This window comes from Lysobacter sp. F60174L2 (assembly GCF_052547135.1).
Genome location: NZ_JBQWRA010000001.1, coordinates 669596 through 695866, shown reverse-complemented (window position 1 = coordinate 695866; position 26271 = coordinate 669596). Strand labels below are relative to the sequence as shown.

Below are 26271 nucleotides of genomic sequence, written 5' to 3'. Positions count from 1 at the left end.
GAACGGGCGGCCTTCGGGTCGCCCGTTTCGTTTGCGTCGTTCCTACGACGAGGACGGCACGGCGGCGGGCACCGGCTCGCCAGCCCGCCCCGGGCAGCCCCAGTTGAGGATCGGTGTGGCGGGCGGAAGAGCCTCGCGGAACCACTCCACCCGGTTCGCCTTCGGGTTCACCACCACGGGCCTGTCGGCCGCCAGCAGCAGCGGCAGGTCGGCGCTGCTGTCGGAATAGGCGACCGCCACCGGCGCCGTGTAGCCGGCTTCGCGCAGCATCGTCATCTTCATTTCGTTGTGGCAGTGGCGGGTTGCGACCACCGCGCCGAACCGCGGGCCGACCTCGGTGCCGACCACCGGCAGGTCTTCGTGGGCGACGAAGGCCAGGATCGCGCGCGCCAGTTCCGGCGGGGCCCCCGTCGCGACCACCACCCGATCGCCGGCCTGGCGATGCCGGTGAAGCACGTCCAGCGCGACCGGCAACAGGCGGGGCCGGAGTTCATCGGTGTGCCGCGCGACATACCGGTCGATCAGCGTGTCGAGGTCGCGACGCCGATGGAAGCCGATCGTCCCGGCCCAGACGAAGCCGGAGATGCCGACGCGGCGGGTCGGCAGGAACGCCACCATCGGTCCGAACAGCGGCGCGATCAGCAGCGCCAGGACGATCCGTCGCCAATCGCGCAGGATCAGCCAGCGGAACAGGTGGCCACCGGAGTCGCCGTCGTACAGGGTGTGGTCGAAATCGAACACCACCAGTGGCGCGCCATCGCGCGAGGCCGGATAGTCCTTGCGGGGCTCCGCGCCGGCGGTGCTCATGGCGCGAACATCCGCTGCAGCGCCACCCCCGGGTCGGACTCGCGCATGAACGATTCACCGATCAGGAACGTGTGGATGCCGGCGCCGCGCAACCGGGCGACGTCGTCGCGGCTGACAATGCCGCTCTCGGTGACCATCGTGCGGTCCGGCGGCACCGCGCCCTTGAGATCCAGCGACGTGTCGAGCGACACTTCGAAGCTGCGCAGGTCGCGGTTGTTGACGCCGATGAGCTCGCAGTCGGCCTGCAGCGCGCGCTCCAGTTCGTCGATGTCGTGCACCTCGACCAGCACGTCCATGCCGAGCTCGTGCGCGAGGTTGGCCATCTCCACCAGCGGCCCGTCCTCCAGCGCGGCGACGATAAGCAAGATGCAGTCGGCGCCGATCATGCGCGCTTCAAAAACCTGGTAGGGGTCGACGATGAAATCCTTGCGCAGCACCGGCAGGCGGCAGGCGTCGCGCGCCTCGCCGAGGTAGCGGTTGCTGCCCTGGAAGAAGTCGACATCAGTGAGGACGGACAGGCACGCCGCGCCGCCGGCCTCGTAGCTGCGGGCAATCGCGGCGGGGTCGAAGTCCTTGCGGATCAGGCCCTTCGACGGGCTGGCTTTCTTGACCTCGGCGATCACCGCGGCCTCGCCGGCCGCGTGCTTGCGCCGGATCGCTTCGACGAAACCGCGTGGCGGCGGCTGGTTGGCGGCGCGTGCGCGGACGCTGTCGAGCGTGCGGATCTGGCTGCGCTGGCGCACTTCCTCATGCTTGCGCGCGAGGATGGTGTCGAGGATGTTGCTCATTGTCCCGCGCCCGCCACGCCATGCCCCGCCAGTTCCCGGGTCACCGCCACGAACTCGTCGAGCTTGGCGCGCGCCGCGCCCGATGCGATCGCCTTGCGTGCGCGATCGATGCCGTCACCGATGTCTTCGGCCACCCCGGCCACGTACAGCGCCGCGCCGGCATTGAACACCACGATCTCGCGCGGCAGCCCGTCGACACCGTCCAGCGCCTCGCGCAGCATCGCGATCGACTCGTCGGGGTTGGCGACCTGTAGGTTACGGCTGGCCGCCATCGCAATGCCGTAGTCCTCCGGGTGCACCTCGTACTCGCGCACTTCGCCGTCGCGCAGCTCGCCGACCAGTGAGCCGGCGCCGAGCGACAGCTCGTCCATGCCGTCGCGCCCCCACACCACCAGCGCGCGCTGCGCGCCCATCTCCTGCAGCACGCGGACCTGGATGCCGACCAGGTCGGGATGGAACACGCCCATCAGGATGCTCGGCGCGTTGGCCGGGTTGGTCAGCGGACCGAGGATGTTGAACAGCGTGCGCACGCCCATCTCCTTGCGCACCGGTGCCACCATCTTCATCGCCGGGTGGTGCAGCGGCGCGTACATGAAGCCGATGCCGGTGCGCTCGATGCAGCGCGCGACCTGTTCGGGCTGCAGCTCGATCGCCGCGCCCAGCGCCTCGAACGCATCGGCGCTGCCGGACTTCGACGACACGCTGCGGCCGCCGTGCTTGGCCACCCGGCCGCCGGCCGCCGCGATCACGATGCTGCTCGCGGTGGAGATGTTGAAGGTGTGCGCGCCATCGCCACCGGTGCCGACGATGTCGACCAGGTGGGTGCGGTCGGCGACCTCGACCGGCCGCGCGAACTCGCGCATCACCCGCGCCGCACCGGCGATCTCGCCGACCGTTTCCTTCTTGACCCGCAGGCCGGTGATGATCGCCGCGGTCATCAACGGCGAGACCTCGCCGCGCATGATCATGCGCATCAGCTCGACCATCTCATCAAAGAAGATCTCGCGGTGCTCGATGGTGCGCTGCAGGGCTTCTTGCGGGGTGATCGGCATCTCGTTCAACGCTCCAGGAAGTTCTTCAGCATCGCGTGGCCGTGCTCGGTCAGGATCGACTCGGGATGGAACTGCACGCCCTCGACCGGATGTTCGCGATGACGCAGGCCCATGACTTCATCGAACCCGCCCGCCTCGTCCTCGGTCCACGCGGTGATTTCCAGGCAGTCGGGCACGCTGTCGCGGGCGACCACCAGCGAGTGGTAGCGCGTCGCCTCGTAACCGTCCGGCAGGCCGGCGAACACGCCGCGGCCCTGGTGCCGGATTGGCGAGGTCTTGCCATGCATGATCCGTTTGGCCCGCACCACCTCGCCGCCGTAGACCTGCCCGATCGCCTGGTGGCCCAGGCAGACGCCGAGGATCGGCACGCGCGCGCCGAGCCGTTCGATCAGCTGCAGCGATACGCCCGCCTCGTTCGGCGTGCACGGCCCCGGCGAGATCACGATGCGCTCCGGCGCCAGCGCCTCGATCCGCGCGATGTCCAGCTCGTCGTTGCGCACCACCTTCACCTCGGCCCCGAGTACCTGCAGGTACTGCACGAGGTTCCAGGTGAAGCTGTCGTAGTTGTCGATCATCAGCAGCACGTCAGAGCCCCCGCGCCGCTTCGGCAACCGCGCGGAACAGCGCGCGTCCCTTGTTCATGGTCTCGTCCCATTCCTTTTCCGGGTCGGAGTCGTACACGATGCCGGCGCCGGCCTGCACGTGCAGGCGGCCGTCCTGGATCACCGCGGTGCGGATCGCGATCGCGGTGTCGGCGTCGCCGTGCCAGCCGAGGTAGCCGATGCTGCCGGCGTAGACGTTGCGCTTGATCGGCTCGAGTTCGCGGATCACCTCCAGCGCGCGGATCTTCGGCGCGCCGCTGACGGTGCCGGCCGGGAACGTCGCGCGCAGCACGTCGGCATAGCCCAGGCCCGGCTTCAGCGTGCCGGTGACCTCGCTGACGATGTGCATGACGTGGCTGTAGCGTTCGATCACGAACTGCTCGCCGACCTCGACCGTGCCCGCCTCGCTGACCCGGCCGACGTCGTTGCGGCCGAGGTCGATCAGCATCAGGTGCTCGGCGCGTTCCTTCGGGTCGGCGAGCAGTTCGGCTTCGAGTGCGGAATCTTCGGCCGGGGTCGCGCCGCGCGGGCGGGTGCCGGCGATCGGCCGCACGGTGACGGTGCCGCGCCCGGCCTCGTCGTGCTCGAGCCGGACCAGGATCTCCGGCGATGAGCCGACCACCTGCATCTCGCCGACGTCGAGGAAGTACATGTACGGCGACGGGTTCAGCGCGCGCAAGGCGCGGTAGACGTCGACCGGACGCGCCCTGAACGGCACGCTCAGGCGCTGGCTCAGCACGACCTGGAAGATATCGCCGGCGCGGATGTATTCCTTCGACTGCTCGACCGCCTCGATGAAGGCTTCGCGGGTGAACCCGGAGACGAAATCGGCTTCGTCCAGGCCATTGGGATCGAGCGTCTCGGGGTAGCTCGCGCCACTGTTGCGCAGGCGGTGCACCAGCTGGTCGAGCCGGCGGTTGGCGCGCGCGTACGCCTGCGGCTCGGCCGGGTCGGCGTGCACGACCAGGTACAACCGGCCCTTGAGGTTGTCGAACACCGCGACCTCCTCGCTGAGCATCAGCAGGATGTCGGGGGTGCCGAGTTCGTCGGGCTTGTCGCCACCGGCCAGCCGCGACTCGATGTACTGGATGCACTCGAAGCCGAACCAGCCGACCAGGCCGCCGGTAAAGCCCGGCAGGCCGTCGATCCGCGGCACCGAGAACTGCGTGCGCAGGCGCTCGACCTCGGCGAACGGGTCGGCGACTTCGCGCGCCTCGACCAGCTCGCCGTGCTCGGTGACGTACAGGGTGTGGCCGGCGAACGCGTACACCCGACGCGCAGGCAGGCCGATGATCGAGTAGCGGCCGAAGCGCTCGCCGCCCTCGACCGATTCGAACAGGTAGGTGTGCGGACCGTCGGCGAGTTTCAGGTAGACCGACAGTGGCGTGTCGAGGTCGGAAAACACCTCGCGCACCACCGGGATGCGGGTATGGCCGTCAGCGGCCTGCTGGTTGAAGCGTTCGAACTGGCTGTCGGGCGTGGACACTCGGCATTTCCTCTGGATGCGACGGATCGGGGACGACGGCGGCAAGCCACCATCGCCAACCCGTACCGGCATTGCAGGAGCCGGTATCGCAGAGAAACTGGTTCGCCCGGAAATTCATTCGGCGCAGTCTACGCCATGACAAGCCCCGGCGGGGAGTCCGGCGATTCGTCCGTGGCCGGCAGCGGATTGCCGGGCGGACGCAGCAACGGGCAACCCGGCGGCAAGTGCATGCGCACGCGCCGGGCCACGCAGTCGACATGGAAGCGGGTCGACTCGACCGGCTCGCCGTCGAGGTTGAGGGTGAGCGGCGCGTCGGCCTCGATCTCGACCCACGGCAGTTGCCGGCGCACCGCCAGGCGTTCGAGCGCGGCGTCCTTGCCCTCCGCCATCAGCGCGCCGAGGGTGGCCGCGACCTCGCCTTCGAGTTCGGGGACGATGGTCAGGTCGAGCAGGTCGTCATCGATCACCGCATCCGGACACAGCGCCTGGCCACCGCCGGCCTGGCGGCCGTTGCCGATGCCAAGGGCGATGAAACCGCCCTGCCATTCGAACGCCTCGCCGGCGGTCGTGGTCGCGCTGATCCGGGCCTGGACCGGGTCGATCCGGCCGAGTTTGGCGATGCCGGTGATCATGTAGGCCAGCCCGCCGAGCATCTTCTTCAGGCCCTCGTCGGTCTCGACCGTGACCTGGGTGCCGAAGCCACCGCTGGCGAGGTTGGCGCACCAGTGGACGCGGTCGTTGCTGTCGATGCGCAGCAGGTCGATCGGCTGCGCGGTCGTGCTGCGCACCAGTTCCAGCGCCGCCTCCGGCTCCAGCGGGATTTCCGCGGCGCTGGCGAAGTCGTTGGCCGTGCCCATCGGCACCAGCGCCAAGCTCGGCAATGCGTCGGCGTCCTTATCGCGGTGCGCGAGGGTGGTCGCCACTTCGCTCAGGGTGCCGTCGCCGCCGGCCGCGACCACGGTGTCGACGCCGTCGGCGATCGCTTCGGCGACGTAGCGCTCGGCGTCGCCCTCCTCCCAGGTCACCCGCACGCTCAATGCGATGCCCTGTTCGCGCATCGCCGCGACCGCCGCGCGCAGCGGCTCGTCGCCGGCGGACTTGCCGTTGAGGATCAGGCGCCAGCGCGGCGAAGCCAGGGCGATACGGGATTCGGTCATCGCGGCAGGCTAGCAATACCGTCGTGAAAGCGGCGGCGACCTGCCTCCGCTGTCATCGCCACGTAATGCAATGCCCGGAGCATGGAAGGCCATAACAGGGACGACTGGCGGAGGCGGGATTGCCTCCAATCATTGCTGGAGACCGATGGCCGCCCCGGACATCGGTCTTCTTTTTGCGCCGGCCTCAGCCGCGCACGCCGGCCACCGCCGCCTTCATCCGGCCGACCACGTCGGCGTAGTCGGGAGCGTTGAAGATCGCCGAACCGGCGACGAAGGTGTCGGCGCCGGCGGCCGCGATTTCGGCGATGTTGTCGACCTTGACCCCGCCGTCGATCTCCAGTCGGATCGCACGGCCGCTGTTGTCGATCCGCTCGCGCACGCGGCGCAGCTTGTCGAGCGTGGACGGGATGAACGCCTGCCCGCCGAAGCCGGGGTTGACCGACATCAGCAGCACCATGTCGAGTTCGTCGAGTACGTAGTCGAGCACCTCCACCGGGGTGCCGGGGTTGAGCACCAGCCCGGCCTGGCAGCCATGCGACTTGATCAGCTGCACGGTGCGGTGGACGTGGCGGCTGGCCTCGGGGTGGAAGCTGATCAGCGAGGCGCCGGCCTTGGCGAAGTCCGGGACGATGCGGTCGACCGGCTCGACCATCAGGTGCACGTCGATCGGTGCGGTCACGCCATGCTTGCGCAGCGCCTCGCAGACCAGCGGGCCGATGGTCAGGTTGGGCACGTAGTGGTTGTCCATGACATCGAAGTGGACCCAGTCGGCGCCGGCCTTGATGACGTTGTCGACCTCCTCGCCAAGGCGGGCGAAGTCGGCGGAAAGGATGGACGGGGCGATGACGGTCGGTTGCATGGGCGGGCCTCGGTTCTTGTAGGAGCGACGTAAGTCGCGACCGCGCAGGCGGTCGGAGTTCGGGGATCGCGACTTACGTCGCTCCTACATGGGTGTTGTGGGCCTGATCATCCAGGCGGTTTCCTCATGGTCTTTATCCGCTTGTAGGCGCGGTTGATCTCACCCGCGCGGGCGACGGCCTGGCGGTGCGGCTCACCGGCGTCGCCGCCCACCCGGTCCGGGTGGTGGCGCGATATCAGCCGGCGATAGGCGCGCTCGATCTCGGCGTCGCTGGCCTGTTCGCTGACACCGAGCACGGCATACGGGTCGTCGCCGGACGGTCCCGGGGCGGAACGGCCCTTCGAGCCCTCCCGCCGGAACCAGCCACTGTCGAAGGCGTGGCCGACCAGCAGCCCGGCCAGCGCCCCGAACAGCGGGTTGAACCGCAGCAGCGCCATGCCGAGCACCACCCCGAGCAACTTGCCGTACCAGCGGGTCATCGGTGCCGCACCATCGCGCTCCCCGGTTCGCCCGGTGCCAAGGCCGGCAGTTTACCTGCAGCCGGGCGCGGACCGTCGTACACTGCCCGGCCCCGTCGCGCACGCGCGCGTGGAACCGGCGGCCCGACAGCCGCCCCGGCGCAGGCGGGGACCACGTGCCACCAAGGGATCCGACGTTGTCCAACACCCTGCTGCGACCCGCGCTTTCCGAATCCGACCTGCCCGGCCTGCCGTTGCGCCACCGCGGCAAGGTCCGCGACGTGTTCGACCTGCCCGGCGACAACCTGCTCATGGTTGCGACCGACCGCCTCAGCGCGTTCGACGTGGTGCTGCCCGACCCGATCCCGGGCAAGGGCGAGATGCTGTGCCAGATCAGCAATTTCTGGTTCGGCAAGACCGGCCACATCGTCGCCAACCACCTGACCGGGATCGACGTCGCCGACGTGCTGCCCGCGGGCGTCGATCCCGCGTCGTACGAGAAGCGCTCGGTGGTGGCCCGGAGGCTCAAGCCGGTGCCGATCGAGTGCATCGCCCGCGGCTACGTGATCGGCAGCGGCTGGAAGGACTACCAGCGCACCGGCCGCATCAGCGGCATCGCCCTGCCCGACGGCCTGCGCCAGGCCGAAAAGCTGGCCGAACCGATCTTCACCCCGTCGACCAAGGCCGCGGTCGGCGACCACGACGAGAACATCGACTTCGACACCGCCGTGCGCCTGTGCGGCGCCGAGCTGGCCGAGGCGGTACGCGACGCGACGCTCAGGCTGTATCGCTTCGCCGCCGACTACGCCGCCGAGCGCGGGATCCTGCTGGCCGACACCAAGTTCGAGTTCGGCACCGACGCCGATGGCCGGCTGTACGTGATGGACGAGATGCTGACGCCGGATTCCTCGCGCTACTGGCCCGCCGACGAATACCAGGTCGGCAGCAGCCCGCCGAGCTATGACAAGCAGATCGTCCGCGACTACCTGGAAACGCTGGACTGGAACAAGACCGCGCCCGGACCGAAGCTGCCGGAAGACGTGATCGAACGGACCCGCGCGCGCTACGCCGAGGCGCTGCAGCGGCTGGCGGGAATAGATATCGACTGAACGATGCCGGCGCCCGTGCGACGCGCCGGACACCGGCTTTTGCAGGAGCGACGCAAGTCGCGACCCGCCGAAGCCGCGATACGATGTACAGGTCGCGACCCACGTCGCTCCTTACACGGGATCCACGGATCATGGCCATGGCCCAACGCCCGATCGACCGCTGGTTCGCCAGCTACTCCGGCGACCACCGCAACGCGACCAACCAGTGGATCCACGTGCTCTGCGTGCCCGCGATCCTGTGGAGCGTGATCGCGCTGCTATGGTGCATACCGTCGCCCGGGACGTGGTTCCGCGCCGGGTTCTGGGCCGGGATCGCGATGTTCGCGGCGTGGATGTTCTATTACCGCGCCTCGCGCAAACTCGGCGTCGGCATGCTCGTGGTGTTCGTCGCGCTCGGCTGGCTGACGCGCTGGCTGCATGACGGCGTGGGCACGACGAACCTGCTGTGGCTGGCGGTCGCGGTGTTCGTGGTGGCGTGGATCGGACAGTTCGTCGGCCACAAGATCGAAGGCCGCAAGCCGAGCTTCCTGACCGACCTGACCTACCTGCTGATCGGGCCGGCCTGGGTGCTGGCGAAGCTCTACCGCAAGCTCGGCTGGACCTGGTAGATGTCATCGCGCGACATCGCCCTGGTCCTGCTGGTCTGCGTCGCCTGGGCCGGCAACTTCCTGACCTCGGCCTACGCGCTGCGCGAGGTGCCGCCGTTCCTGTTCACCGCGCTGCGCTTCATCGCGCTCGGCTTGCCACTCGTGTTCTGGATCAAGCGGCCGGCGCCGGGCCAGTGGCCGCGGCTGCTGTCGGTGTGCCTGTGCGTCGGCGTGCTGCATTTCGGCCTGAGCTTCGTCGCGCTGAAGATGGCCGGCGACCTGTCCTCCCCGGCGATCGTGATCCAGAGTTACATCCCGATGACCACGTTGCTGGCGTGGGTGGTGCTCGGCGAGAAGTTCGCATGGCGCACCGGGCTCGCGATCGCGATCAGCTTCGGCGGGGTGATGGTGCTGGGGTTCGACCCGCTGGTGCTGGATGATCCGCTGGCATTGGGGCTGATGCTGGTGTCGGCGCTGTTCCTGGCGATCGGCACGGTGCTCATGAAGGGCCTGCGCGGACTGGACGCCTACAGCATGCAGGGCTGGACGGCACTGATCGCGGTGCTACCGCTGCTGGCGATCAGCATCGCGTTGGAGCCGGGGGCGATCCCCGCGCTGGCCTCGGCCAGTTGGGTGGCCTGGGTCGGCGTGGCCTATGCGGCATTCATTTCCTCGCTGCTCGGGCACGGGCTGTACTACGTGCTGGTGCAGAAGCATCCGGTCGCGCAGGTCACGCCGTGGCTGCTGCTGGTACCGGTGATGGCGGTCGGACTGGGCATCGCGTTCTGGGGCGACCGGCCCGGCCCGCGCCTGTATATCGGTGGCGCGATGGTGCTCGGCGGCGTGCTCGGCGTGGCCCTGCGGGCGTTGAAGAAATCGCGGACGATGCCGCTGGCGAAGGAAATCTAGGCGCCGGCGCGGGCGGGATCGAACATCTCCGCAGTGGGCTGGAACCGCCGCGGCGCGTAGCCGAAATCATCGCGCGCGGGCGTGGCATCGAACACCAGGTCGTCCTGCATGCGCGCCACCGCGGCGCCGCCGAGTCCGCGCGCGCGACCCGTGGCCTGGGCGACGCGCAGGACCAGTCCGAACAATGCCGGCGGCAACTCGATCAACTGCGCCGGCGGCTGCAGCGCAGCCAGTACGCGCGCGACCATCTCGCGATACGGCAACGTCTCGCCGCCAGGCACCGCGTAGGCGTGGCCGAAGCTGGCAGGCTGGTCGAGGCAGCGCATCGCCGCATCGGCGAGGTCGTCGACATGCACCGGCTGGCGCAGGCCGGTGGCACCGCGCGGCAACGGGAAGCGATGCCAGCGGTGGGCCAGTTGCGCGATCCGGGTCAGGCTGGCATCGCGGCCGCTGCCGTAGACCAGGGTCGGTCGCAGCAGGGTGGCGGCGGCGTCGCGCGAGCGTGCGGTCTCGAACACGTTGCGCTCGCCTTCGCCCAGGCGCCGCACCAGGTCCCGCTCGGACGCGTCGGCCGACACCTGCTTGGTCTCGATGCTGGTCGAACCGAACGCGACCACCCGCGGTGCGACAACGTCCGCCCCCGCGTACCAGCGTCCGAACCGGTCCAGTGGCCCGCAACTGATGATCGCTTCGAACGCCTTCGGCAAGGTTGGCATCGCATCGAAATCGCCAACCCGCCAGCGCAGTCCGTCGGCGCCGGGCTGATCACGCCGCGACAGCGCCGTGACCTGCCAGCCGGCCGCGCGCAGGCGCCCGATCACGGGGCGGCCGACCTGGCCCGACCCGCCGAACACCAGCGCCTCGCGCATGTCAGCCGACCCGGTCGCGCGCCGGCAGCACCATGCGCAGCCAGCCGTAGCCCAGCGTCGCGGCGATCACCGACGCACACAGCACGCCGAGCACCGCACCGTCGTAGTTGACCGGGTCGCGGTAGCCCAGCGAAGCGATGAACAGGCTCATGGTGAAGCCGATGCCACACAGCAGACCCAGGCCGATCATCGAGCGCAAGTCCATGCCTTCCGGGAACCGCGCCCAGCCCAGCGCGCGCATGCCGACGGCCGCACCGACGATGCCGATCGGCTTACCGACCACCAAGCCCAGTGCGATACCCAGCGGTACCGCGGCCAGCGCGGAAGACGGGCTCAGGTCGCCCAGTGCGAGACCTGCGTTGGCGAACGCGAACACCGGCAGGATCGCGTAGGCCACCCACGGATGCAGCGCGTGCTCGAGGTGTTCCAGCGGCGAATGCTCGACCTCGTCATTGATCTTGTTGCCCTTGTCGACGTGCGGGATCATGAGGCCGGTGGCAACGCCGGCGAGGGTCGCGTGCACGCCCGACTTCAGCACGCACACCCACAGGAACACGCCGAGCAGGAGATACGGCGTCAACGCGGTGACTCCGCGACGGTTCAGCAACCACATCAACGCCAGTGCCGCGCCCGCCCAGGCCAGCGCGGTCACCGACATGCCGTGCGAATAGAACAACGCGATGATCACGATCGCGATGAGGTCGTCGACAACGGCAATCGTCGACAGCAGCAGCTTCATCCCGACCGGCACGCGCGAGCCGAGCAATGCCAGCACCCCGAGCGCGAACGCGATATCGGTCGCCGTCGGCACCGCCCAGCCACGCATCGCCTCGGCATCGGCATGGTTGAGCGAGTAGAAAATCAGCGCCGGAACCACCACGCCCGCGCCGGCGCAGATCAGCGGCAGGATCAGGCGCGAGCGACCTGCCAGCTGTCCGGTGAGCGCTTCGCGCTTGATCTCCAGCGCGACCAGCAGGAAGAAGATCGCCATCAAGCCGTCGTTGATCCACAGCAATGCGGGCTTGGCGATGTCGAGGTCACCGACCCGGACCTGCACCGGCATTTCCAGGAAGCTGTCGTAGAACTCTTCAAGCGGGGAGTTGGCGGCGATCATCGCCAATACCGCGGCGCCGATCAGCAGAATGCCGCCAGCGGCTTCCAGCCGCAGGAACTCGGCCATCGCGTGCAGCGCGCGCAGCGACAATGGGCGGCGGGAGGGCGTTTCCGGGATATTTTCAGTCATCGACCCAGTGTATCAACCACGGCTCAGCAACCCGATGCTTCGCCGTGCCGACATTGTCCGTTCAACCCTGCGCCGCCACGCTGCCCGCGCTGCCGACCAGCACCAGTTCGAACGCCAGCCAGGCGACGAAGCCCACCAGCAGGATCGCGCCTTCGCGCCGGCTCACCTGCAGGTCGCCGCGCAGCATCGGATAGATCACCAGCGCAAACGCGAGCGCCGCAGGCAACGCGTAGCGCACCAGCAGGCCGGGCAGCACCAGCGGTTGCCACGCCGCCATCGCGCCCAGGATCACCAGCAGGTTGAACACGCTGGAACCGACCACGTGGCCGACCACCAGGTCGCCCTGTCCGCGGCGCGCGGCGACCACCGCGGCGGCGACTTCCGGCAATGCAGTGCCAATCGCCACCGGGATCAGGCCGGTCAGCAACGGCGACAGCCCGAGTCCGTCGCCAAGCGACAGCGCATGGGTGACCACCAGCCGCGAGCCGAAGTACAGCAGCGCCGCGGCGATCGCGAAGCGGATGAGGTTGAGCCCGAGGTCGTTGCTTGTGCGTGCGAACGCGGCCATCTCGGCCTGCAGTTCCGGTGCCTCGCGACGGCTGCGCGCGGACGCGAAGGCGACCACCGCCACGAACGCGAGCAGCAGGCCGAAACCCTCGATCCGTCCGAGCCGGCCATCGAGGCCGAGCACGATGACCGCCAGCGTGCCCACCACCAGTACCAGCAGCAACGGCCCGAGGCTGCGCCAGCGCACCAGCAGCGGCGCCGCCAGCGCCGCCGCGCCCAACGTCAGTCCGAAGTTGGCCACGTTGCTGCCCACGGCATTGCCGAGGGCGAGGTCCGGTTGGCCGAGCGCGATCGCATGCACGTTGACCGCGATCTCCGGCAGCGAGGTGCCGAACGCGACCAGCACCAGCCCGGCCACGAACGGCGAGGCGCCGAAACGCTGGGCCAGCCCGGCCGACCCCTTGACGATCGAATCGCCACCCAGCCCCAGCAACACCAGTCCCAGCACGAACAGGCCGACGGCTTCGAACATGATCCTGGCTCCCCGTGGTTGATCGTGCGGATTCTATGCCGATCAGCCTATGCCGATCAGCTGCAGCCTTCGACGTAGTCCACCTGCGGCGGCAGTCCCACCCGCCATTCGGTGACCACGTCGTCGGCACCGGTCTCGAACACCACGACGCCTTCGCCGCCATCGCCGCCGGCACGCAGGTAATGGCCACCCTCGACGTACTTGTGGTTCTGCTGCTCGATACCGGGGTACAACGCTTCGATCTGCGCGGAATCCATGCCGACCTGGCCGCCGCCGGGCGCGCTCATGGTTTCGTTGGACACGCTGTAGCGCACGAACTTTCCGCCCTCGAACATCAGCGCGAAGTACGCGATGTCCGGCTGGCCAACGGGGTTGAGGTGGAAACAGGACGACCCGTCCGCGGCGGGCTCGCCGTTGAGTTCGCCGTCCCAGGCCGCGATGACCTCGTCGGCGCTCATGCCGAAACGGGCCGGGCCGTAGCCGTCGAAGCGGGCTTCGCCGGCGTTGCTGTCGCTCGCGTCCGACCCGGCCACGTCGCCCGGCATCCGGGTGCCCGGGGGCGCGGTGGCCGGCGGAACATCCTCGCTCGGCTGGTCGACCGCCGGCGGGGCGGAGGCGGCCGTGGCGGCATCGCCGGCACCGCGGTCGGCACAGGCGGCCATGGCCAGGACCAGGAGGGTCAGTGCGGGCAACGCAAGCTTCATCGGGACTTCCTGCTGCGGATAGACGCCGGCAGGCTACCGGGATGGCGTGAATGCGACGCGAAACGGCGCCCGGCCACCGTCACCCCGGCCCCGTCACGGGGTATCGAAGTGCTTGCGCAGCCCGGCCCAGCAGGCCTGGTAATCGCGCTGCCGGTGCGCGGCATCGACCGCCTGCGCGGTCGGGCGGATCACCGCGCGGGTCTCGAACATGAAGGCCATGGTGTCGCGCACCACGTCGGGCTTCGACAGGTCGGCCGCGCTGGCCTTGTCGAACGTCGCCGCGTCCGGGCCGTGGCCGGTCATGCAGTTGTGCAGGCTCGCGCCGCCCGGCACGAAGCCCTCGGCCTTGGCGTCGTAGGCGCCGTGGATCAGGCCCATGAACTCGCTGGCGATGTTGCGGTGGAACCACGGCGGCCGGAACGTGTCCTGCGCCACCAGCCAGCGCGGCGGGAAGATCGCGAAATCCATGTTGCTGGTGCCCACGGTGTCGCTGGGCGAATGCAGCACCAGGAAGATCGACGGGTCCGGGTGGTCGAAGCTGATCGAGCCGATCGCGTTGAAGCGGCGCAGGTCGTACTTGTACGGCGCGTAGTTGCCGTGCCAGCCGGCCACGTCGAGCGGGCTGTGGCCGATGTCGGCGCGCCACAGGTGGCCCTGGAACTTGGCGACCAGTTCGAAGTCGCCTTCAACGTCCTCGAACGCCGCCTGCGGGGTCAGGAAATCGCGCGGATTGGCCAGCCCGTTGCTGCCGATCGGGCCGAGGTCGGGCAGCCGCAGCAGCGCACCGAAATTCTCGCAGACATAACCGCGCGCCGCACCGTCGGGCAACTCGACCCGGAAGCGCACGCCGCGCGGGATCACCGCGATCTCCTGCGGCTCGACATCGAGCACGCCCAGTTCGGTGGCGATGTGCAGCCGGCCCTGCTGCGGCACGACCAGCAACTCGGCATCGGCGTCGTAGAAGAACCGGCCCCGCATCGACGCGTTGGCGGCGTACAGGTGCACGCCGACCCCGGTCATGGCCGCCGGGCCGCCGTTGCCGGCCATGGTGAACAGGCCGTCGACGAAATCGGTCGGCGTGTCGACGCCCGGCATCGGCAGCGGGTCCCAGCGCATCTGGTCCGGGCTGACCGGACCGGCGTCGAAATCGTTGTGCAACCGCGGCTGCGCGTAGGGCTGGAACGCCCCGTGCATCGCCGCCGGACGGATCCGGTACAGCCAGCTGCGGCGGTTGGCGCCGCGCGGCGCGGTGAACGCGGAGCCGGTCAGCTGCTCCGCGTACAACCCGTGCGCGACCCGCTGCGGCGAGTTGCGCCCCACCGGCAGCGTGCCGGCGATCGCCTCGCTGGCGAACTCGTTGCCGAAACCCGACTGGTAGCCGTTCGATTCCATCGCCGGCGCTCCCGCTTACAGCACGCCGCGCTTGATCTGGTCGCGCTCGATGCTCTCGAACAGCGCCTGGAAGTTGCCCTCGCCGAAGCCCTCGTTGCCCTTGCGCTGGATGATCTCGAAGAAGATCGGGCCGATCGCGTTCTGGGTGAAGATCTGCAGCAGCAGGCGCTTCTTGGTCTCCATGTCGGCGTCGAGCAGGATCTTGTTCTTCTGCAGGCGCGGCACGTCCTCGCCGTGGTTCGGCACGCGCTGGTCGATCACCTCGAAATAGGTGTCGGGCGTGTCGAGGAACTCGATGCCGGCCTCGCGCATCGCCTCGACCGTGCTGTAGATGTCGTCGGTGAAGCAGGCGATGTGCTGGATGCCCTCGCCCTTGTAGGCGTCGAGGTATTCGTTGATCTGCGACTTCGGATCGTTCGACTCGTTGAGCGGGATGCGCACGATGCCGTCCGGTGCGGTCATCGCCTTCGACACCAGCCCGGTCTTGGCGCCCTTGATGTCGAAGTACTTGATCTCGCGGAAGTTGAACAGCTTCTCGTAGTACTCCGACCACTTGGCCATGTTGCCGAAGTAGAGGTTGTGGGTCAGGTGGTCGATGAAGGTCAGGCCGAACCCCTTCGGGTCCTGGTCGGCACCCTGCACCGGCAGGAAGTCGTCGCCGTAGACGCTGCCCTTGTCGCCGTAGCGGTCGACCAGGTACAGCATGCAGTCGCCGATGCCCTTGACCACCGGCGCGTCGACCGCCTTGGTGTCGGCCTTGTGGTCGATGGCCTCGCCACCGTTGCCGAGCACGGTCTGGCAGACCTTGTCGGCCGGCTCCTTGAAGCGGATCGCGAAGCCGGTCGCGCACGGGCCGTGGGCCTTGGCGAAGTCGGCGGCGAAGCTGTCCGGATCCTCGTTGACCAGGAAGTTGACGCCGCCCTGGCGATAGACCGTGATCGGCCGGGTCTTGTGCTGCAGCACGGCGCTGAAGCCCATCTTGCGGAAGTAGTCGTGCAGCATCTCGCCCTGGCCCTGCGGCGCGGCGAATTCGACGAACTCGAAACCGTCGATGCCGAGCGGGTTTTCGAAAGTGGTGACCTGCATGCCGAGATTGGGCTGGGCGCTCATGGGAGACTCCGGACTGGACTGGACTGGCTGGATAACGGGCGGGCAGCCGAGGGGCCGCTCGCTACAGGGGTTATAGTTTCACATGAAACCATACACAAGGCACGGCGCAGCATGAATGCATCCAGGCCAGCGCCCGCGGCGCACGCGCAACTGGACCTCGAACACTTCCTGCCCTACCGGCTCTCGGTGTTGTCGAACCGGGTCAGCAGCGCGATCGCGCGGGTCTATGTCGAACGTTTCGCCCTCGGCGTGACCGAATGGCGGGTGATGGCGGTTCTCGGGCGCTATCCCGACCTCTCGGCCAACGAAGTGGCCCAGCGCACCGCGATGGACAAGGTCGCGGTCAGCCGGGCGGTCGCGCGGCTGATAGAGGCCGGCCGGCTGGACCGCGAGATGCACGACGACGATCGCCGGCGCTCGGTGTTGCGCCTGAGCGAGGCCGGCCAGCTGATCTACGACGAGGTCGCGCCGCTCGCGCTCGGCTTCGAACGCCGCCTGCTCGACGGCATGGATGCGGCCGAGCGCGAATTGCTGTTCCGCCTGCTCGACCGCCTCGACGAACTGGAGATCCGCGCCGAGGCGGAACCGGCGCGGGATACGCAGGCCGGATAGCAGAACGGCGACCCGTGGGTCGCCGTTCTGCCGTCGTCCTGCAGCAACCCTCAGGTCACCGCAGTTCCTGGTCCGTGCGAGTCCCCGCCGCGCCCGGCTCGCCGATCTCGCCCTGGCCGGCCAGCGCGCGGTCGTGGTGCGCGTTGTCGACGTCCTCGTGCATCAGCTTTTTGATGAACGGCGACACCAGGATCACCGCGGCACCGACGCCGACCGCGATCCAGCCGATCTTGCTGTAGACGTCCATGACCGGCGCAGCGCCCTCGGCCATTTCGGCACCATGGCCACCGGTCGCGCTGGCGATCAGCCCGCCGATGAAATTGCCCGCCGCGGTCGACAGGAACCAGGTGCCCATCATCAGGCTCATCAGCTTGGCCGGCGCCAGCTTGGTCATCGCCGACAGGCCGACCGGCGACAGGCACAGCTCGCCCATGGTGTGCAGCAGGTAGATCAGGAAGATGAAGATGACCGGCGTGAGGTTCTCGGTGCCGGTCGCCAGCACGCCCGCCACCAGCACCAGGAAGCCCGCGCCGAGCTGGATCAGGCCGAGGCCGAACTTGGCCGGGGTCGACGGTTCCCAGCCGCGCTTGGCCAGCCACAACCACAACCACGCGAACACCGGCGCCAGCAGGATGATGTAGGCCGCGTTGAGCGACTGGAACATCGACGCCGGGACTTCCCAGCCGAAGATGTTGCGGTTGACCTGCTCGTCGGTATAGACGTTGAGCGACGAACCGGCCTGCTCGAACAGCGCCCAGAACAGCGGCTGCAGCGCGATCAGGAACAGCGCCGCGAGGATGCGGTCACGGTCGACGCGGTCCAGCCGGAACACCGCCGTGTACAGGAAATACGCGACCACCGCCGCGCCGGTCAGGCCCAGCAGGCCGCCGACGATCGACTGGTACTGCACCAGCCACCAGACCACGCCCACCCCGACCAGCGCGGCCAGGTAGATCATCCATTCCAGCGGCACGCCCATCACCGGGCGCTTGAGCGCGGCCGGGTCCGGCGCCTCGCCGCGGCCCAGCAACAGCGGCTTGCCCCAGACGAACACGATCAGGCCCAGCAGCATGCCGACGCCGGCGGCGCCGAAGCCCCAGCCCCAGCCCCAGGTCTGCCCGAGGTAGCCGACGATCAGCGACCCCAGGAACGCGCCCAGGTTGATGCCCATGTAGAAGATCGTGAACGCCGGGTCGCGGCGCGCATCGCCCTGGCCGTACAGCTGGCCGACGATCACCGAGATGTTGGCCTTGAGGAAGCCGACGCCCATGATGATGAACGCCAGCGCCAGCCAGAACACGTTGAGCATCGGCGAGTCCTGCCCGCCGGTGCCCTCGAACGCCATCAGGCCGTGGCCGATCACCAGCAGGATCGCGCCGAACAGCACCGCCTTGCGCTGCCCGAGGTAGCGGTCCGCAAGCAGGCCGCCCACCACCGGGGTGATGTAGACCAGCGCGGTGTACGCACCATAGATGACGTAGGCCTTCTCCTCCGCGAACAGCCAGTGCTGCAGCAGGTAGAAGATCAGGATCGCGCGCATGCCGTAGTAGGAGAAGCGCTCCCACATCTCGGCGAAGAACAGCACGAACAGGCCGCGCGGATGGCCGAGGAAGGTCTTGCCTTCGACGACGTTGGCTGGATTGGTGGCCACTGGTTTCGCTACTCCCAAACGGTGATCGACTGCCCCCTGGGGCCGCCTGGTTGGATATCGGACTGGCGCAGTCACGCCGTACGGCGAATCGTCAACCCGTGGGCTGGACGAAAACGCAGTAGGTTTAACTGGTGCGTAACGCGTGCGTCAAATGAACAGGGCGATGGTGCGTCGCACCATGACTGTGCCGGCCGTCAACGCGTCTCCAGACCGACCGAGGTCCGCACCTCGAACAGTTCCGGGAAGAACGTCAGCTCCAGCGCCTGCTTGAGGAAGCCGACCCCCGACGAGCCGCCGGTGCCGCGCTTGAAGCCGATGATCCGCATCACCGTGCGCATGTGGCGGAAGCGCCACAGCTGGAACTGGCTTTCGAGGTCCACCAGGTCCTCCAGCAGGTGGTAGGCCTGCCAGTGCGCCTCGGTGTCCTCGTAGATGCGTCCGAACACCGGCAACAATGCCGGGTCCGAGCCGCGCGCCTTCGACCAGTCGCGCTCGACCAGGTGCGCCGGCACCGCGTGGCCGTGGCGGGCCAGGTAGCGCAGCGCCTCGTCGTACAGGCTGGGTGATTCCAGCACCTCGCGCAGCGAGGCCTCGGCGGCCGGATCGTGCGCGAACACCTTGAGCATCGAGGCGTTCTTGTTGCCCAGCAGGAACTCGATGGTGCGGTACTGCAGCGACTGGAAGCCCGACGACGGCCCGAGGATGTCGCGGAAGCGCATGTAGTCCGACGGCGTCAACGTCTCCAGCACCGACCACATCTCGGTCAGCTGGCGCAGCACCTGCTTGCAGCGCGCGAAGCTCTTCTGGCAGCTGCCGAGCTGGTCTTCGCGCAGATGGACGATGGCGGCCCGGAGTTCGTGGATCATCAGCTTCATCCACAACTCGGACACCTGGTGCTGGACGATGAACAGCAGTTCGTCGTGCTCGGCCGGGTTCGACAGCGGATGCTGGGCGTCGAGCAGCCGGTCCAGGTGCAGGTAGCCGGCGTAGCTCATGCGTCCGGACAGGTCGGTATGGATGCCGGTTTCCAGCTTGCGCTCGTTGTTGTCGACGCTCATCACTTGCTCCATGCAGGGGCGCAAAGGGTAGCGCATCGGCACGCCCGCCCGGCTTGGCGCTCCCCCCGATCGTGGCCGGGCCGGCACCGCCTCATGCCGCATCGCGCAACGGCTTTTTGCGGGACCCCCGGTATGATCGGGGGTCCCCCGCATGACCGAGGAACGCGTGCAATGACGGTCGCCGCATCGTTCGAAATCGAATATCTCCAGTACCTCGGCCCCGACGGCAAGCCTGTCGGCGAGCTGCCCAAGGCCTTCCGTGATCCCAAGGCGCTGCTGCCGCTGTTCAAGCAGATGCTGTTCGTGCGCACCTTCGACAGCAAGGCGATCAAGCTGCAGCGCACCGGCAAGCTGGGCACCTACGCCGCCAGCCTCGGCCACGAGGCCGCGCACGTCGGCATCGGCGCCTCGATGCAGCCCGACGACGTGTTCGCACCGAGCTACCGCGAGTACGGCGCGCAGTTCATGCGCGGGGTGAAGCCGCGCGAGGTGCTGCTGTACTGGGGCGGCGACGAGCGCGGCAACGACTTCGCCGACGCGAAGAACGATTACCCGTGGTGCGTGCCGATCTCGACCCAGTGCCTGATGGCCGCCGGCGCGGCGCTGTCGTTCAAGCTGCGCAAGCAGCCGCGCATCGCGGTGGCCTGCTGCGGCGACGGCGGTTCGTCGAAAACCGACTTCTACGCCGCGCTCAACTCGGCCGGCGCGTTCACCTCGCCGCTGGTGCTGTGCGTGATCAACAACGGCTGGGCGATCTCGGTGCCGCGCAACTCGCAGACCGGCGCCAAGACGCTGGCGCAGAAGGGCCTCGCCGGTGGCCTGCATTGCCTGCAGGTCGACGGCAATGATCTGGTCGCGGTGCTCGAGGCGATGCGCCGCGCCACCGAGCGCGCACGCAACGGCGAAGGCGGCAGCGTGATCGAGTTCATGACCTACCGCCTGCACGACCACACCACCGCCGACGACGCGACCCGTTACCGCGACGACGCCGAGGTCAAGGACGCCTGGACCCGCGAGCCGATGACCCGCCTGCGCACCTACCTGACCGACGCCGGCGTCTGGAGCGAGGACGAGGAGACCGCCTGGATCGAGGAGTGCGGCAAACGCGTCGACGTCGAGATCAACGCCTACCTGGAGACCCCGGTGCAGCCCGTGGAAGCGATGTTCGACCACCTGTATGCCGACATGCCCGCCGACCTGCAGGCCCAGCGCCAACAGGCGATCGAACGGGAGGGCCGCGCATGAACAAGGCCGCCAGCAAGCAGCAGACCGCCGCCGCCAACGAGGCCAAGGCGCCTGCGGCGATCACCCTGATCGAAGCGATCACCCAGGCGATGGCGCACGAGATGCGCGTCGACGACAGCGTGGTCGTGCTCGGCGAGGACGTCGGCGTCAACGGCGGCGTGTTCCGCGCCACCGCCGGCCTGCACGCGCAGTTCGGCTCGGACCGCGTGATCGACACCCCGCTCGACGAGACCACCATCGCCGGCCTCACCGTCGGCATGGCCTCGCAGGGCATGAAGCCGGTCGCCGAGGCGCAGTTCGACGGTTTCATGTACCCGATGGTCGATTTCATCGTCTGCCACGCCGCGCGCATGCGCTACCGCACCCGCGGCCGCCTGCATTGCCCGATGGTGCTGCGCGTGCCGTGGGGCGGCGGCATCCGCGCGCCCGAGCACCACAGCGAGGCCAACGAGGCGATCTTCACCAACGTGCCCGGCCTGCGCGTGGTCATGCCGTCCTCGCCACAACGCGCCTACGGCATGCTGCTGGCGGCGATCCGCGAGCCGGACCCGGTGATCTTCTTCGAACCCAAGCGCATCTACCGGCAGTACAAGGAGCTGGTGCCCGACGACGGCGAGGCGTTGCCGCTGGATGTCTGCTACGTGCTGCGCGACGGCGACGACGTGACCCTGGTGACCTGGGGCGCGCAGGTGAAGGAGGCGCTGGAAGCCGCCGACAAGCTGGCCGAGGAAGGCATCAGCGCCGAGGTCATCGACGTGGCGACGTTGCGTCCGCTGGACTTTGCGACCATCGCCGAATCGGTGTCGAAGACCGGCCGTTGCGTGATCGTCCACGAGGCGCCCAAGACCGCCGGTTTCGGCGCCGAGATCGCCGCGCGGCTGGCCGAGGAGTCGATGTACGACCTGCTCGCCCCGGTCGAGCGCGTCACCGGCTACGACACCCACATCCCGCTGTTCCGGCTGGAGATGAAGTACCTGCCGAGCGTCGACCGCGTGGTCGCCGCGGCCAAGCGCGCGATGGCGGCCGGCTGAGCCCGCCGCCACGACCGCGACATCCGAAGCACTGCCCGGGCGCCTTGGCGCCCCCGCAAACGAAGGACTGCCATGAGCAACAACAAGAGTTTCTTCCTGCCCGACCTCGGCGAAGGCCTGCCCGACGCCACCATCGTCGAGTGGAACGTAAAGGTCGGCGACACCATCAAGCTCGACGACGCGCTGGTCTCGATGGAGACCGCCAAGGCGGTGGTCGAGGTGCCCTCGCCGGTCTCCGGCAAGGTGCTGAAGCTGGCCGGCGCGGCCGGCGACGTGATCACCACCGGCGCGATGCTGGCCGAGTTCGAGGTCGACCCGTCGATGCCGCAGCGCGCCGAGGGCCAGGACACCGGCCACCACCACGGTGGCGGCCAGCCGGCGAAGGGCGTGGGCAGCGAGGATCCGGCGCCGGATGACCGCGTGGTCGCCTCCGACGACGGCGGCGCGATCGAGGAAGACGGCGAGGCCGCCAAGGGCGCGCCGCGCAAGGACAGCGGCACCGTGGTCGGGGCGATGCAGTCGTCCGACACCGTGCGCAGCGAGCAGGCCAGCAGCGTCGGCGGGGTCAAGGCGATGCCGGCGGTGCGTGCGCTGGCGCGCAAGCTCAAGGTTGATCTGACGCGGGTCAATGCCACGGGTGCCGATGGCGTGGTGACTATGGCTGATGTGAAGAAGGCGGCGGCGGACGGGTCGGCGCAGGCTGGTGCGACGCCAAAAGCGCCCTCATCCGCCCTTCGGGCACCTTCTCCCGCGAGCGGGAGAAGGGAGGAGCCGGCGCGCAGTACGTTGTCGCAGGGCGGCAAGCCGATGCGCACGCAGCCGCCGGGCGTGGTTGCCAGCGGCCAGCCGGAACAGCTCAAGGGCGTGCGTCGCAACATGGCGCGGGTCATGGCCGATGCACACGCCAAGGTGGTGCCGACCACGCTCGTCGACGACGCCGACCTGCACGGCTGGATCGGCAAGCAGGACATCACCGCGCGCCTGATCCGCGCGATCTGCGCGGCCTGCAAGGAAGTCCCCGCGCTCAACGCCTGGTTCGACGGCGACAAGCTGGTCCGCACGATGCACCCGCACGTCGACATCGGCATCGCGGTCGACACCGACGACGGCCTGTTCGTGCCGGCCCTGCGCAACGCCGACATGCTCGACGCCGCCGGCACCCGCACCGCGATCCAGCGCCTGCGCGCGCAGGTCGGCGACCGTTCGATCCCGGCCAGCGAGCTGTCGGGTTACACCATCAGCCTGTCCAACTTCGGCATGTTCGCCGGCCGCTACGCGACCCCGGTGGTGGTGCCGCCGACCGTCGCGATCATCGGCGCCGGCAAGCTGAGCCACGACGTCGTGGCGGTGATGGGTGGCATCGAGGTGCACCGGCGCATGCCGATCTCGCTGACCTTCGACCACCGCGCCTGCACCGGCGGCGAGGCGGCGCGCTTCCTCAAGGCGCTGCTGGACGACCTGTCGGCGCCGCAGTAGAGAAGCATGGCGACATCGAAAGCAACGACAAGGGCGGCCGCGTGCCGCCCTTGTCGTATCCGCACCTGTCGTATCCGCACCGCGCTAGAGTTGGGCCCACCTTGCACCGGAGAACCCCCCATGGCCCATCGCAGCCGACTCGCCGGTTTCATCATCGACAGCCGCACCGATGATCTCGACACTTCCGCCCGCTTCTGGAGCGCCGCGCTCGGCATCGAGGTCGTCGATCCCGACTCCGGCGGCACCGGCCAGTACGCCGAGTTCGGCGGTGCGCCCGGCGACCTGCATGTCGAGGTGCAGAAGGTCGAGCATCCGTCGCGCGTGCACCTCGACATCGAGACCGACGACATCGACGCCGAGGTCGCCCGGCTGGAGGCGCTCGGCGCGACCCGGGTCGCCTTCGTCAAGCGCTGGTGGGTGATGCAGGCGCCCGACGGACAACGTTTCTGCGTGGTGAGGATGCGCGAGGACAACCATCGCGCCACCCCGAACCGCTGGGACTGACCGACCCGGCCTAGTCCCCGAACCGCAACGTATCGTCGGCCACCACGCGGTCGCGCCCGCCGGCCTTGGCCCGGTACAGCGCCTGGTCGGCGCGGTCGAACACCTGTTCCGGGCGGTCGCGCGCCGGATCGCCCGAAGCGATGCCGACCGAGACCGTCAGCCTGAACGGCAACGAGATCCGGCTCGCCTCCTCGACGGCCTGGCGGATGCGCCCGGCGACCTCGGCGGCGCCGTCCAGCCGCGCCGCCGGCAGCACCACCAGGAACTCCTCGCCGCCGTAGCGCACGGCGACATCGCCGGTCCGCACCGACGCGGCCACCGCATCGGCCACGGCCCGCAGCGCGCGGTCACCCAGCAGGTGGCCATGGCGGTCGTTGACCTGCTTGAAGTGGTCGATGTCCAGCAGCATCAGCGCATAGGGGCCGGCGTCCAGCCGCGCCATGTCGGCCTCGCTGGCGCGCAGCTGCGACAGTCCCGCGCGGTTGAGCAGGCCGGTCAGCGGGTCGTGGATGGCGGTGTGTGCGAGCCGGTCGTGGCGTCGCTGCAGGTCGAGCCGGGCGGCTTCAAGTTGTTGCGCAAACGCCTCGCGCTCGGCCAGCAGGCACCGCTGCTCCAGCGCGTAGCGGCGCAGTTCCAGCAGGCTCTGGGTCTGCCGCGCCAGCACTTCCAGGCCGTCGCGTTGGCGCGCGTCGAGCGTGCGCGGGACCACGTCGAGCACGCACACGGTACCGATCGCATGGCCGTCGGGGCTGAGCATCGGCGCGCCCGCGTAGAACCGCAGCGGGCGCCCGTCGATCCGCGCAGGATGACCCGCGAACCTGGGATCGGCCTCGATGTCCTCGATCAGCAGCAGTTGGCCCTGGTTGGCGATCGCGTAATCGCAGATCGCCTCGCGACGCGGCGTCTGCGGCGGCAGGTCGCCGACCCGGGCCTTGAACCATTGGCGGTCACGGTCGATCAGCGAGATGGTCGCCGCCGGCACATCGCAGATCATCGCCGCCAGGCGCACGATGTCGTCGAACGCCTGTTCCGGCCCGGTGTCGAGGATCGCGTAGGCGTCCAGCGCGGACTGGCGCCGGGATTCGTCGACAGGAGGCGGGGTCGTGGATCGCGGCATGGGGGCGGGATCGGCAGTCACCCGCCAAGCCTATCGGGCGTCGCTGAATGCGGCCGTCACGCCGCTCCCACCGCATTCACCCGCCCCTGGCCGCGACCTTCTCGCGCTCGGCCGCCGCCAGCCGATCGAGGGCGGTCTGCACATCGGCCGCAGCCACGCCGTCCCCGAGCGCCAGTCCCGGGCCGACCCCGTCGAACCCGTCGCGCTTGAGCGCGCCGATGCGCTGCCCGGCGTCCTTCGGCGAATCGAAGCCACCGCCCTGCAGGAGCACGCGGTCACCTTCGACCAGCTTGAAATGGAAGCGGCCGTCGGCCTCGCGATACTGCTTGAACACCGGCAGGCCGGGCCGCGCCGCCATGTCGCCGCGCGTGCCGGTCGCCACTGCCGACAGGTCGCGCAGGCCGACCGCGTCGCGCAATGCACGCAACGCCGGAACCGCGTGCTCCTGCCGCAACCGGGCGGCGCCATCGCGCAGGATCGCCTCGATCGCCGCCGGATCGGCCATCAGCGCCTCGTATCGCTCGCGCAGCGGCGCGACCTCGGAATCGATGCGCTCGAACAACGCCTGCTTGGCGTCGCCCCAGGCGATGCCCTCCTGGAAGGCTTCGCGCATCGCGCCGGCCTCCTCATCCGAGGCGAATGCCTGGTACAGCTGGAACACGTGGGAGGCGTCGGCATCCTTCGGCTCACCCGGCGCACGCGAGTCGGTGACGATCGAATAGATCAGCTTCTTCAGCTGCCCGCGCGGTGCGAACAGCGGGATGGTGTTGTCGTAGCTCTTGCTCATCTTGCGGCCGTCGAGTCCGGGCAGCGTCGCCACGCTCTGCTCGATCACCGCCTCGGGCAACGTGAAGTGCTCGCCATAGAGATGGTTGAAGCGCTGGCCGAAGTCGCGCGCCATCTCGATGTGCTGGATCTGGTCGCGCCCCACCGGCACCTTGTGGGCGTTGAACAGCAGGATGTCGGCCGCCATCAGCACCGGATACATGAACAGGCCGGCGGTGATGCCGGCATCGTCGTCCTCGCCCGCTTCGCGGTTCCTGTCGACCGCCGCCTTGTAGGCATGCGCTCGGTTGAGGATGCCCTTGCCGGCCACGCAGGTCAGCAGCCAGGTCAACTCGGTGGTTTCCGGGATGTCGGACTGGCGGTAGAACCGCACCTTGTCGGGCTCCAGCCCGCAGGCCAGCCAGGTCGCGGCGATCTCCAGGGTCGAACGCTGCACCCGCGCCGGATCCTGCACCTTGATCAGGGCGTGGTAGTCGGCGAGGAAGTAGAAGCTCTCGACGCCATCGGCGCGACTGGCCGCCACGGCCGGACGGATCGCACCGACATAGTTGCCCAGGTGCGGCGTGCCCGACGTGGTGATGCCGGTGAGGATACGGGTGGATTGCATGACGCGGATTCTT

The 26271-nt window shown here is 68.9% G+C and carries 26 protein-coding genes; 8 read left to right on the top strand and 18 right to left on the bottom strand.

Annotation, left to right across the window (positions count from 1 at the left end):
* Positions 1 to 42: 42 nt before the first annotated feature.
* The 8 genes from ACT9AS_RS03120 to ACT9AS_RS03085 form a co-directional block, all read right to left on the bottom strand.
* Complete coding sequence (locus tag ACT9AS_RS03120; protein WP_445098648.1) at positions 43 to 807, bottom strand: haloacid dehalogenase-like hydrolase; 765 nt, start codon at positions 805 to 807, stop codon at positions 43 to 45.
* Positions 804 to 1595 carry an indole-3-glycerol phosphate synthase TrpC gene (gene trpC / locus ACT9AS_RS03115; protein WP_445098647.1) on the bottom strand — a complete coding sequence of 264 codons (792 nt, stop codon included), beginning with the start codon at positions 1593 to 1595 and terminating at the stop codon, positions 804 to 806. The genes ACT9AS_RS03120 and trpC overlap by 4 nt, the downstream gene beginning before the upstream one ends.
* Positions 1592 to 2647, bottom strand: coding sequence for an anthranilate phosphoribosyltransferase (trpD, locus tag ACT9AS_RS03110; protein ID WP_445098646.1), 1056 nt, complete (start codon positions 2645 to 2647; stop codon positions 1592 to 1594). The genes trpC and trpD overlap by 4 nt, the downstream gene beginning before the upstream one ends.
* 5 nt (positions 2648 to 2652) lie before the next feature.
* Entirely contained in the window at positions 2653 to 3231 is a 579-nt protein-coding gene (locus ACT9AS_RS03105; RefSeq protein ID WP_445098645.1) for a glutamine amidotransferase-related protein, read from the bottom strand.
* Between the two features lies 1 nt (position 3232).
* Positions 3233 to 4654 (bottom strand): anthranilate synthase component I, encoded by a 1422-nt coding sequence (gene trpE, locus ACT9AS_RS03100; RefSeq protein ID WP_445099022.1) that lies wholly within the window; start codon positions 4652 to 4654, stop codon positions 3233 to 3235.
* A gap of 209 nt (positions 4655 to 4863) precedes the next feature.
* Positions 4864 to 5871 (bottom strand): lipid kinase YegS, encoded by a 1008-nt coding sequence (gene yegS, locus ACT9AS_RS03095; RefSeq protein ID WP_445099021.1) that lies wholly within the window; start codon positions 5869 to 5871, stop codon positions 4864 to 4866.
* A 205-nt stretch (positions 5872 to 6076) separates the two neighbouring features.
* The gene (gene rpe / locus ACT9AS_RS03090; RefSeq protein WP_445098644.1) at positions 6077 to 6751 is read right to left on the bottom strand and encodes a ribulose-phosphate 3-epimerase; all 675 of its coding nucleotides are present in this window, start codon (positions 6749 to 6751) and stop codon (positions 6077 to 6079) included.
* A 107-nt stretch (positions 6752 to 6858) separates the two neighbouring features.
* Positions 6859 to 7230 carry a DnaJ domain-containing protein gene (locus ACT9AS_RS03085; RefSeq protein ID WP_445098643.1) on the bottom strand — a complete coding sequence of 124 codons (372 nt, stop codon included), beginning with the start codon at positions 7228 to 7230 and terminating at the stop codon, positions 6859 to 6861.
* A 176-nt stretch (positions 7231 to 7406) separates the two neighbouring features.
* Here ACT9AS_RS03085 and ACT9AS_RS03080 point away from each other — a divergent pair, with 176 nt between their 5' ends.
* The 3 genes from ACT9AS_RS03080 to ACT9AS_RS03070 all read left to right on the top strand — a co-directional run bounded on the left by ACT9AS_RS03080 (position 7407) and on the right by ACT9AS_RS03070 (position 9814).
* Positions 7407 to 8318, top strand: coding sequence for a phosphoribosylaminoimidazolesuccinocarboxamide synthase (locus tag ACT9AS_RS03080; protein WP_445098642.1), 912 nt, complete (start codon positions 7407 to 7409; stop codon positions 8316 to 8318).
* A 137-nt stretch (positions 8319 to 8455) separates the two neighbouring features.
* Positions 8456 to 8926 (top strand): Mpo1-like protein, encoded by a 471-nt coding sequence (locus ACT9AS_RS03075; RefSeq protein ID WP_445098641.1) that lies wholly within the window; start codon positions 8456 to 8458, stop codon positions 8924 to 8926.
* Positions 8927 to 9814, top strand: coding sequence for an EamA family transporter (locus tag ACT9AS_RS03070; RefSeq protein WP_445098640.1), 888 nt, complete (start codon positions 8927 to 8929; stop codon positions 9812 to 9814). It abuts the gene before it with no gap.
* Here ACT9AS_RS03070 and ACT9AS_RS03065 read toward each other — a convergent pair.
* The 6 genes from ACT9AS_RS03065 to hppD form a co-directional block, all read right to left on the bottom strand.
* Positions 9811 to 10683 carry an NAD-dependent epimerase/dehydratase family protein gene (locus ACT9AS_RS03065; protein WP_445098639.1) on the bottom strand — a complete coding sequence of 291 codons (873 nt, stop codon included), beginning with the start codon at positions 10681 to 10683 and terminating at the stop codon, positions 9811 to 9813. The genes ACT9AS_RS03070 and ACT9AS_RS03065 overlap by 4 nt on opposite strands.
* Position 10684: 1 nt before the next feature.
* Entirely contained in the window at positions 10685 to 11926 is a 1242-nt protein-coding gene (gene nhaA / locus ACT9AS_RS03060; protein WP_445098638.1) for a Na+/H+ antiporter NhaA, read from the bottom strand.
* A gap of 61 nt (positions 11927 to 11987) precedes the next feature.
* The gene (locus tag ACT9AS_RS03055; RefSeq protein ID WP_445098637.1) at positions 11988 to 12965 is read right to left on the bottom strand and encodes a calcium/sodium antiporter; all 978 of its coding nucleotides are present in this window, start codon (positions 12963 to 12965) and stop codon (positions 11988 to 11990) included.
* 56 nt (positions 12966 to 13021) lie between these two features.
* Positions 13022 to 13669, bottom strand: coding sequence for a lectin (locus ACT9AS_RS03050; protein ID WP_445098636.1), 648 nt, complete (start codon positions 13667 to 13669; stop codon positions 13022 to 13024).
* Positions 13670 to 13762: 93 nt separating this feature from the next.
* Positions 13763 to 15061 carry a homogentisate 1,2-dioxygenase gene (gene hmgA / locus ACT9AS_RS03045; protein ID WP_445098635.1) on the bottom strand — a complete coding sequence of 433 codons (1299 nt, stop codon included), beginning with the start codon at positions 15059 to 15061 and terminating at the stop codon, positions 13763 to 13765.
* A gap of 15 nt (positions 15062 to 15076) precedes the next feature.
* Positions 15077 to 16171: a 4-hydroxyphenylpyruvate dioxygenase gene (gene hppD / locus ACT9AS_RS03040; protein WP_445098634.1), complete on the bottom strand. Its 1095-nt coding sequence runs from the start codon at positions 16169 to 16171 to the stop codon at positions 15077 to 15079.
* A gap of 111 nt (positions 16172 to 16282) precedes the next feature.
* On the opposite strand from hppD, the gene ACT9AS_RS03035 reads away from it, so the two are divergent.
* Positions 16283 to 16783 (top strand): MarR family transcriptional regulator, encoded by a 501-nt coding sequence (locus ACT9AS_RS03035; protein ID WP_445098633.1) that lies wholly within the window; start codon positions 16283 to 16285, stop codon positions 16781 to 16783.
* Positions 16784 to 16838: 55 nt separating this feature from the next.
* Here the strand turns inward: ACT9AS_RS03035 and ACT9AS_RS03030 are convergent, their stop codons facing one another.
* Both ACT9AS_RS03030 and ACT9AS_RS03025 read right to left on the bottom strand, forming a co-directional pair.
* Positions 16839 to 18434 (bottom strand): oligopeptide:H+ symporter, encoded by a 1596-nt coding sequence (locus tag ACT9AS_RS03030; protein WP_445098632.1) that lies wholly within the window; start codon positions 18432 to 18434, stop codon positions 16839 to 16841.
* 194 nt (positions 18435 to 18628) lie between these two features.
* Entirely contained in the window at positions 18629 to 19492 is an 864-nt protein-coding gene (locus ACT9AS_RS03025; protein WP_445098631.1) for a tryptophan 2,3-dioxygenase family protein, read from the bottom strand.
* 171 nt (positions 19493 to 19663) lie between these two features.
* Here ACT9AS_RS03025 and pdhA point away from each other — a divergent pair, with 171 nt between their 5' ends.
* From pdhA to ACT9AS_RS03005, 4 genes are all read left to right on the top strand, one after another.
* Positions 19664 to 20737: a pyruvate dehydrogenase (acetyl-transferring) E1 component subunit alpha gene (pdhA, locus tag ACT9AS_RS03020; protein WP_445098630.1), complete on the top strand. Its 1074-nt coding sequence runs from the start codon at positions 19664 to 19666 to the stop codon at positions 20735 to 20737.
* Positions 20734 to 21768 carry a transketolase C-terminal domain-containing protein gene (locus ACT9AS_RS03015; RefSeq protein WP_445098629.1) on the top strand — a complete coding sequence of 345 codons (1035 nt, stop codon included), beginning with the start codon at positions 20734 to 20736 and terminating at the stop codon, positions 21766 to 21768. The genes pdhA and ACT9AS_RS03015 overlap by 4 nt, the downstream gene beginning before the upstream one ends.
* A gap of 72 nt (positions 21769 to 21840) precedes the next feature.
* Entirely contained in the window at positions 21841 to 23244 is a 1404-nt protein-coding gene (locus ACT9AS_RS03010; protein ID WP_445098628.1) for a 2-oxo acid dehydrogenase subunit E2, read from the top strand.
* Positions 23245 to 23364: 120 nt separating this feature from the next.
* Positions 23365 to 23748: a VOC family protein gene (locus tag ACT9AS_RS03005; protein WP_445098627.1), complete on the top strand. Its 384-nt coding sequence runs from the start codon at positions 23365 to 23367 to the stop codon at positions 23746 to 23748.
* Positions 23749 to 23758: 10 nt separating this feature from the next.
* Here the strand turns inward: ACT9AS_RS03005 and ACT9AS_RS03000 are convergent, their stop codons facing one another.
* Together ACT9AS_RS03000 and ACT9AS_RS02995 are read right to left on the bottom strand one after the other, a co-directional pair.
* Entirely contained in the window at positions 23759 to 24865 is a 1107-nt protein-coding gene (locus ACT9AS_RS03000; RefSeq protein WP_445098626.1) for a diguanylate cyclase, read from the bottom strand.
* Between the two features lie 76 nt (positions 24866 to 24941).
* Positions 24942 to 26258, bottom strand: coding sequence for a tryptophan--tRNA ligase (locus ACT9AS_RS02995; RefSeq protein WP_445098625.1), 1317 nt, complete (start codon positions 26256 to 26258; stop codon positions 24942 to 24944).
* Positions 26259 to 26271: the final 13 nt, after the last annotated feature.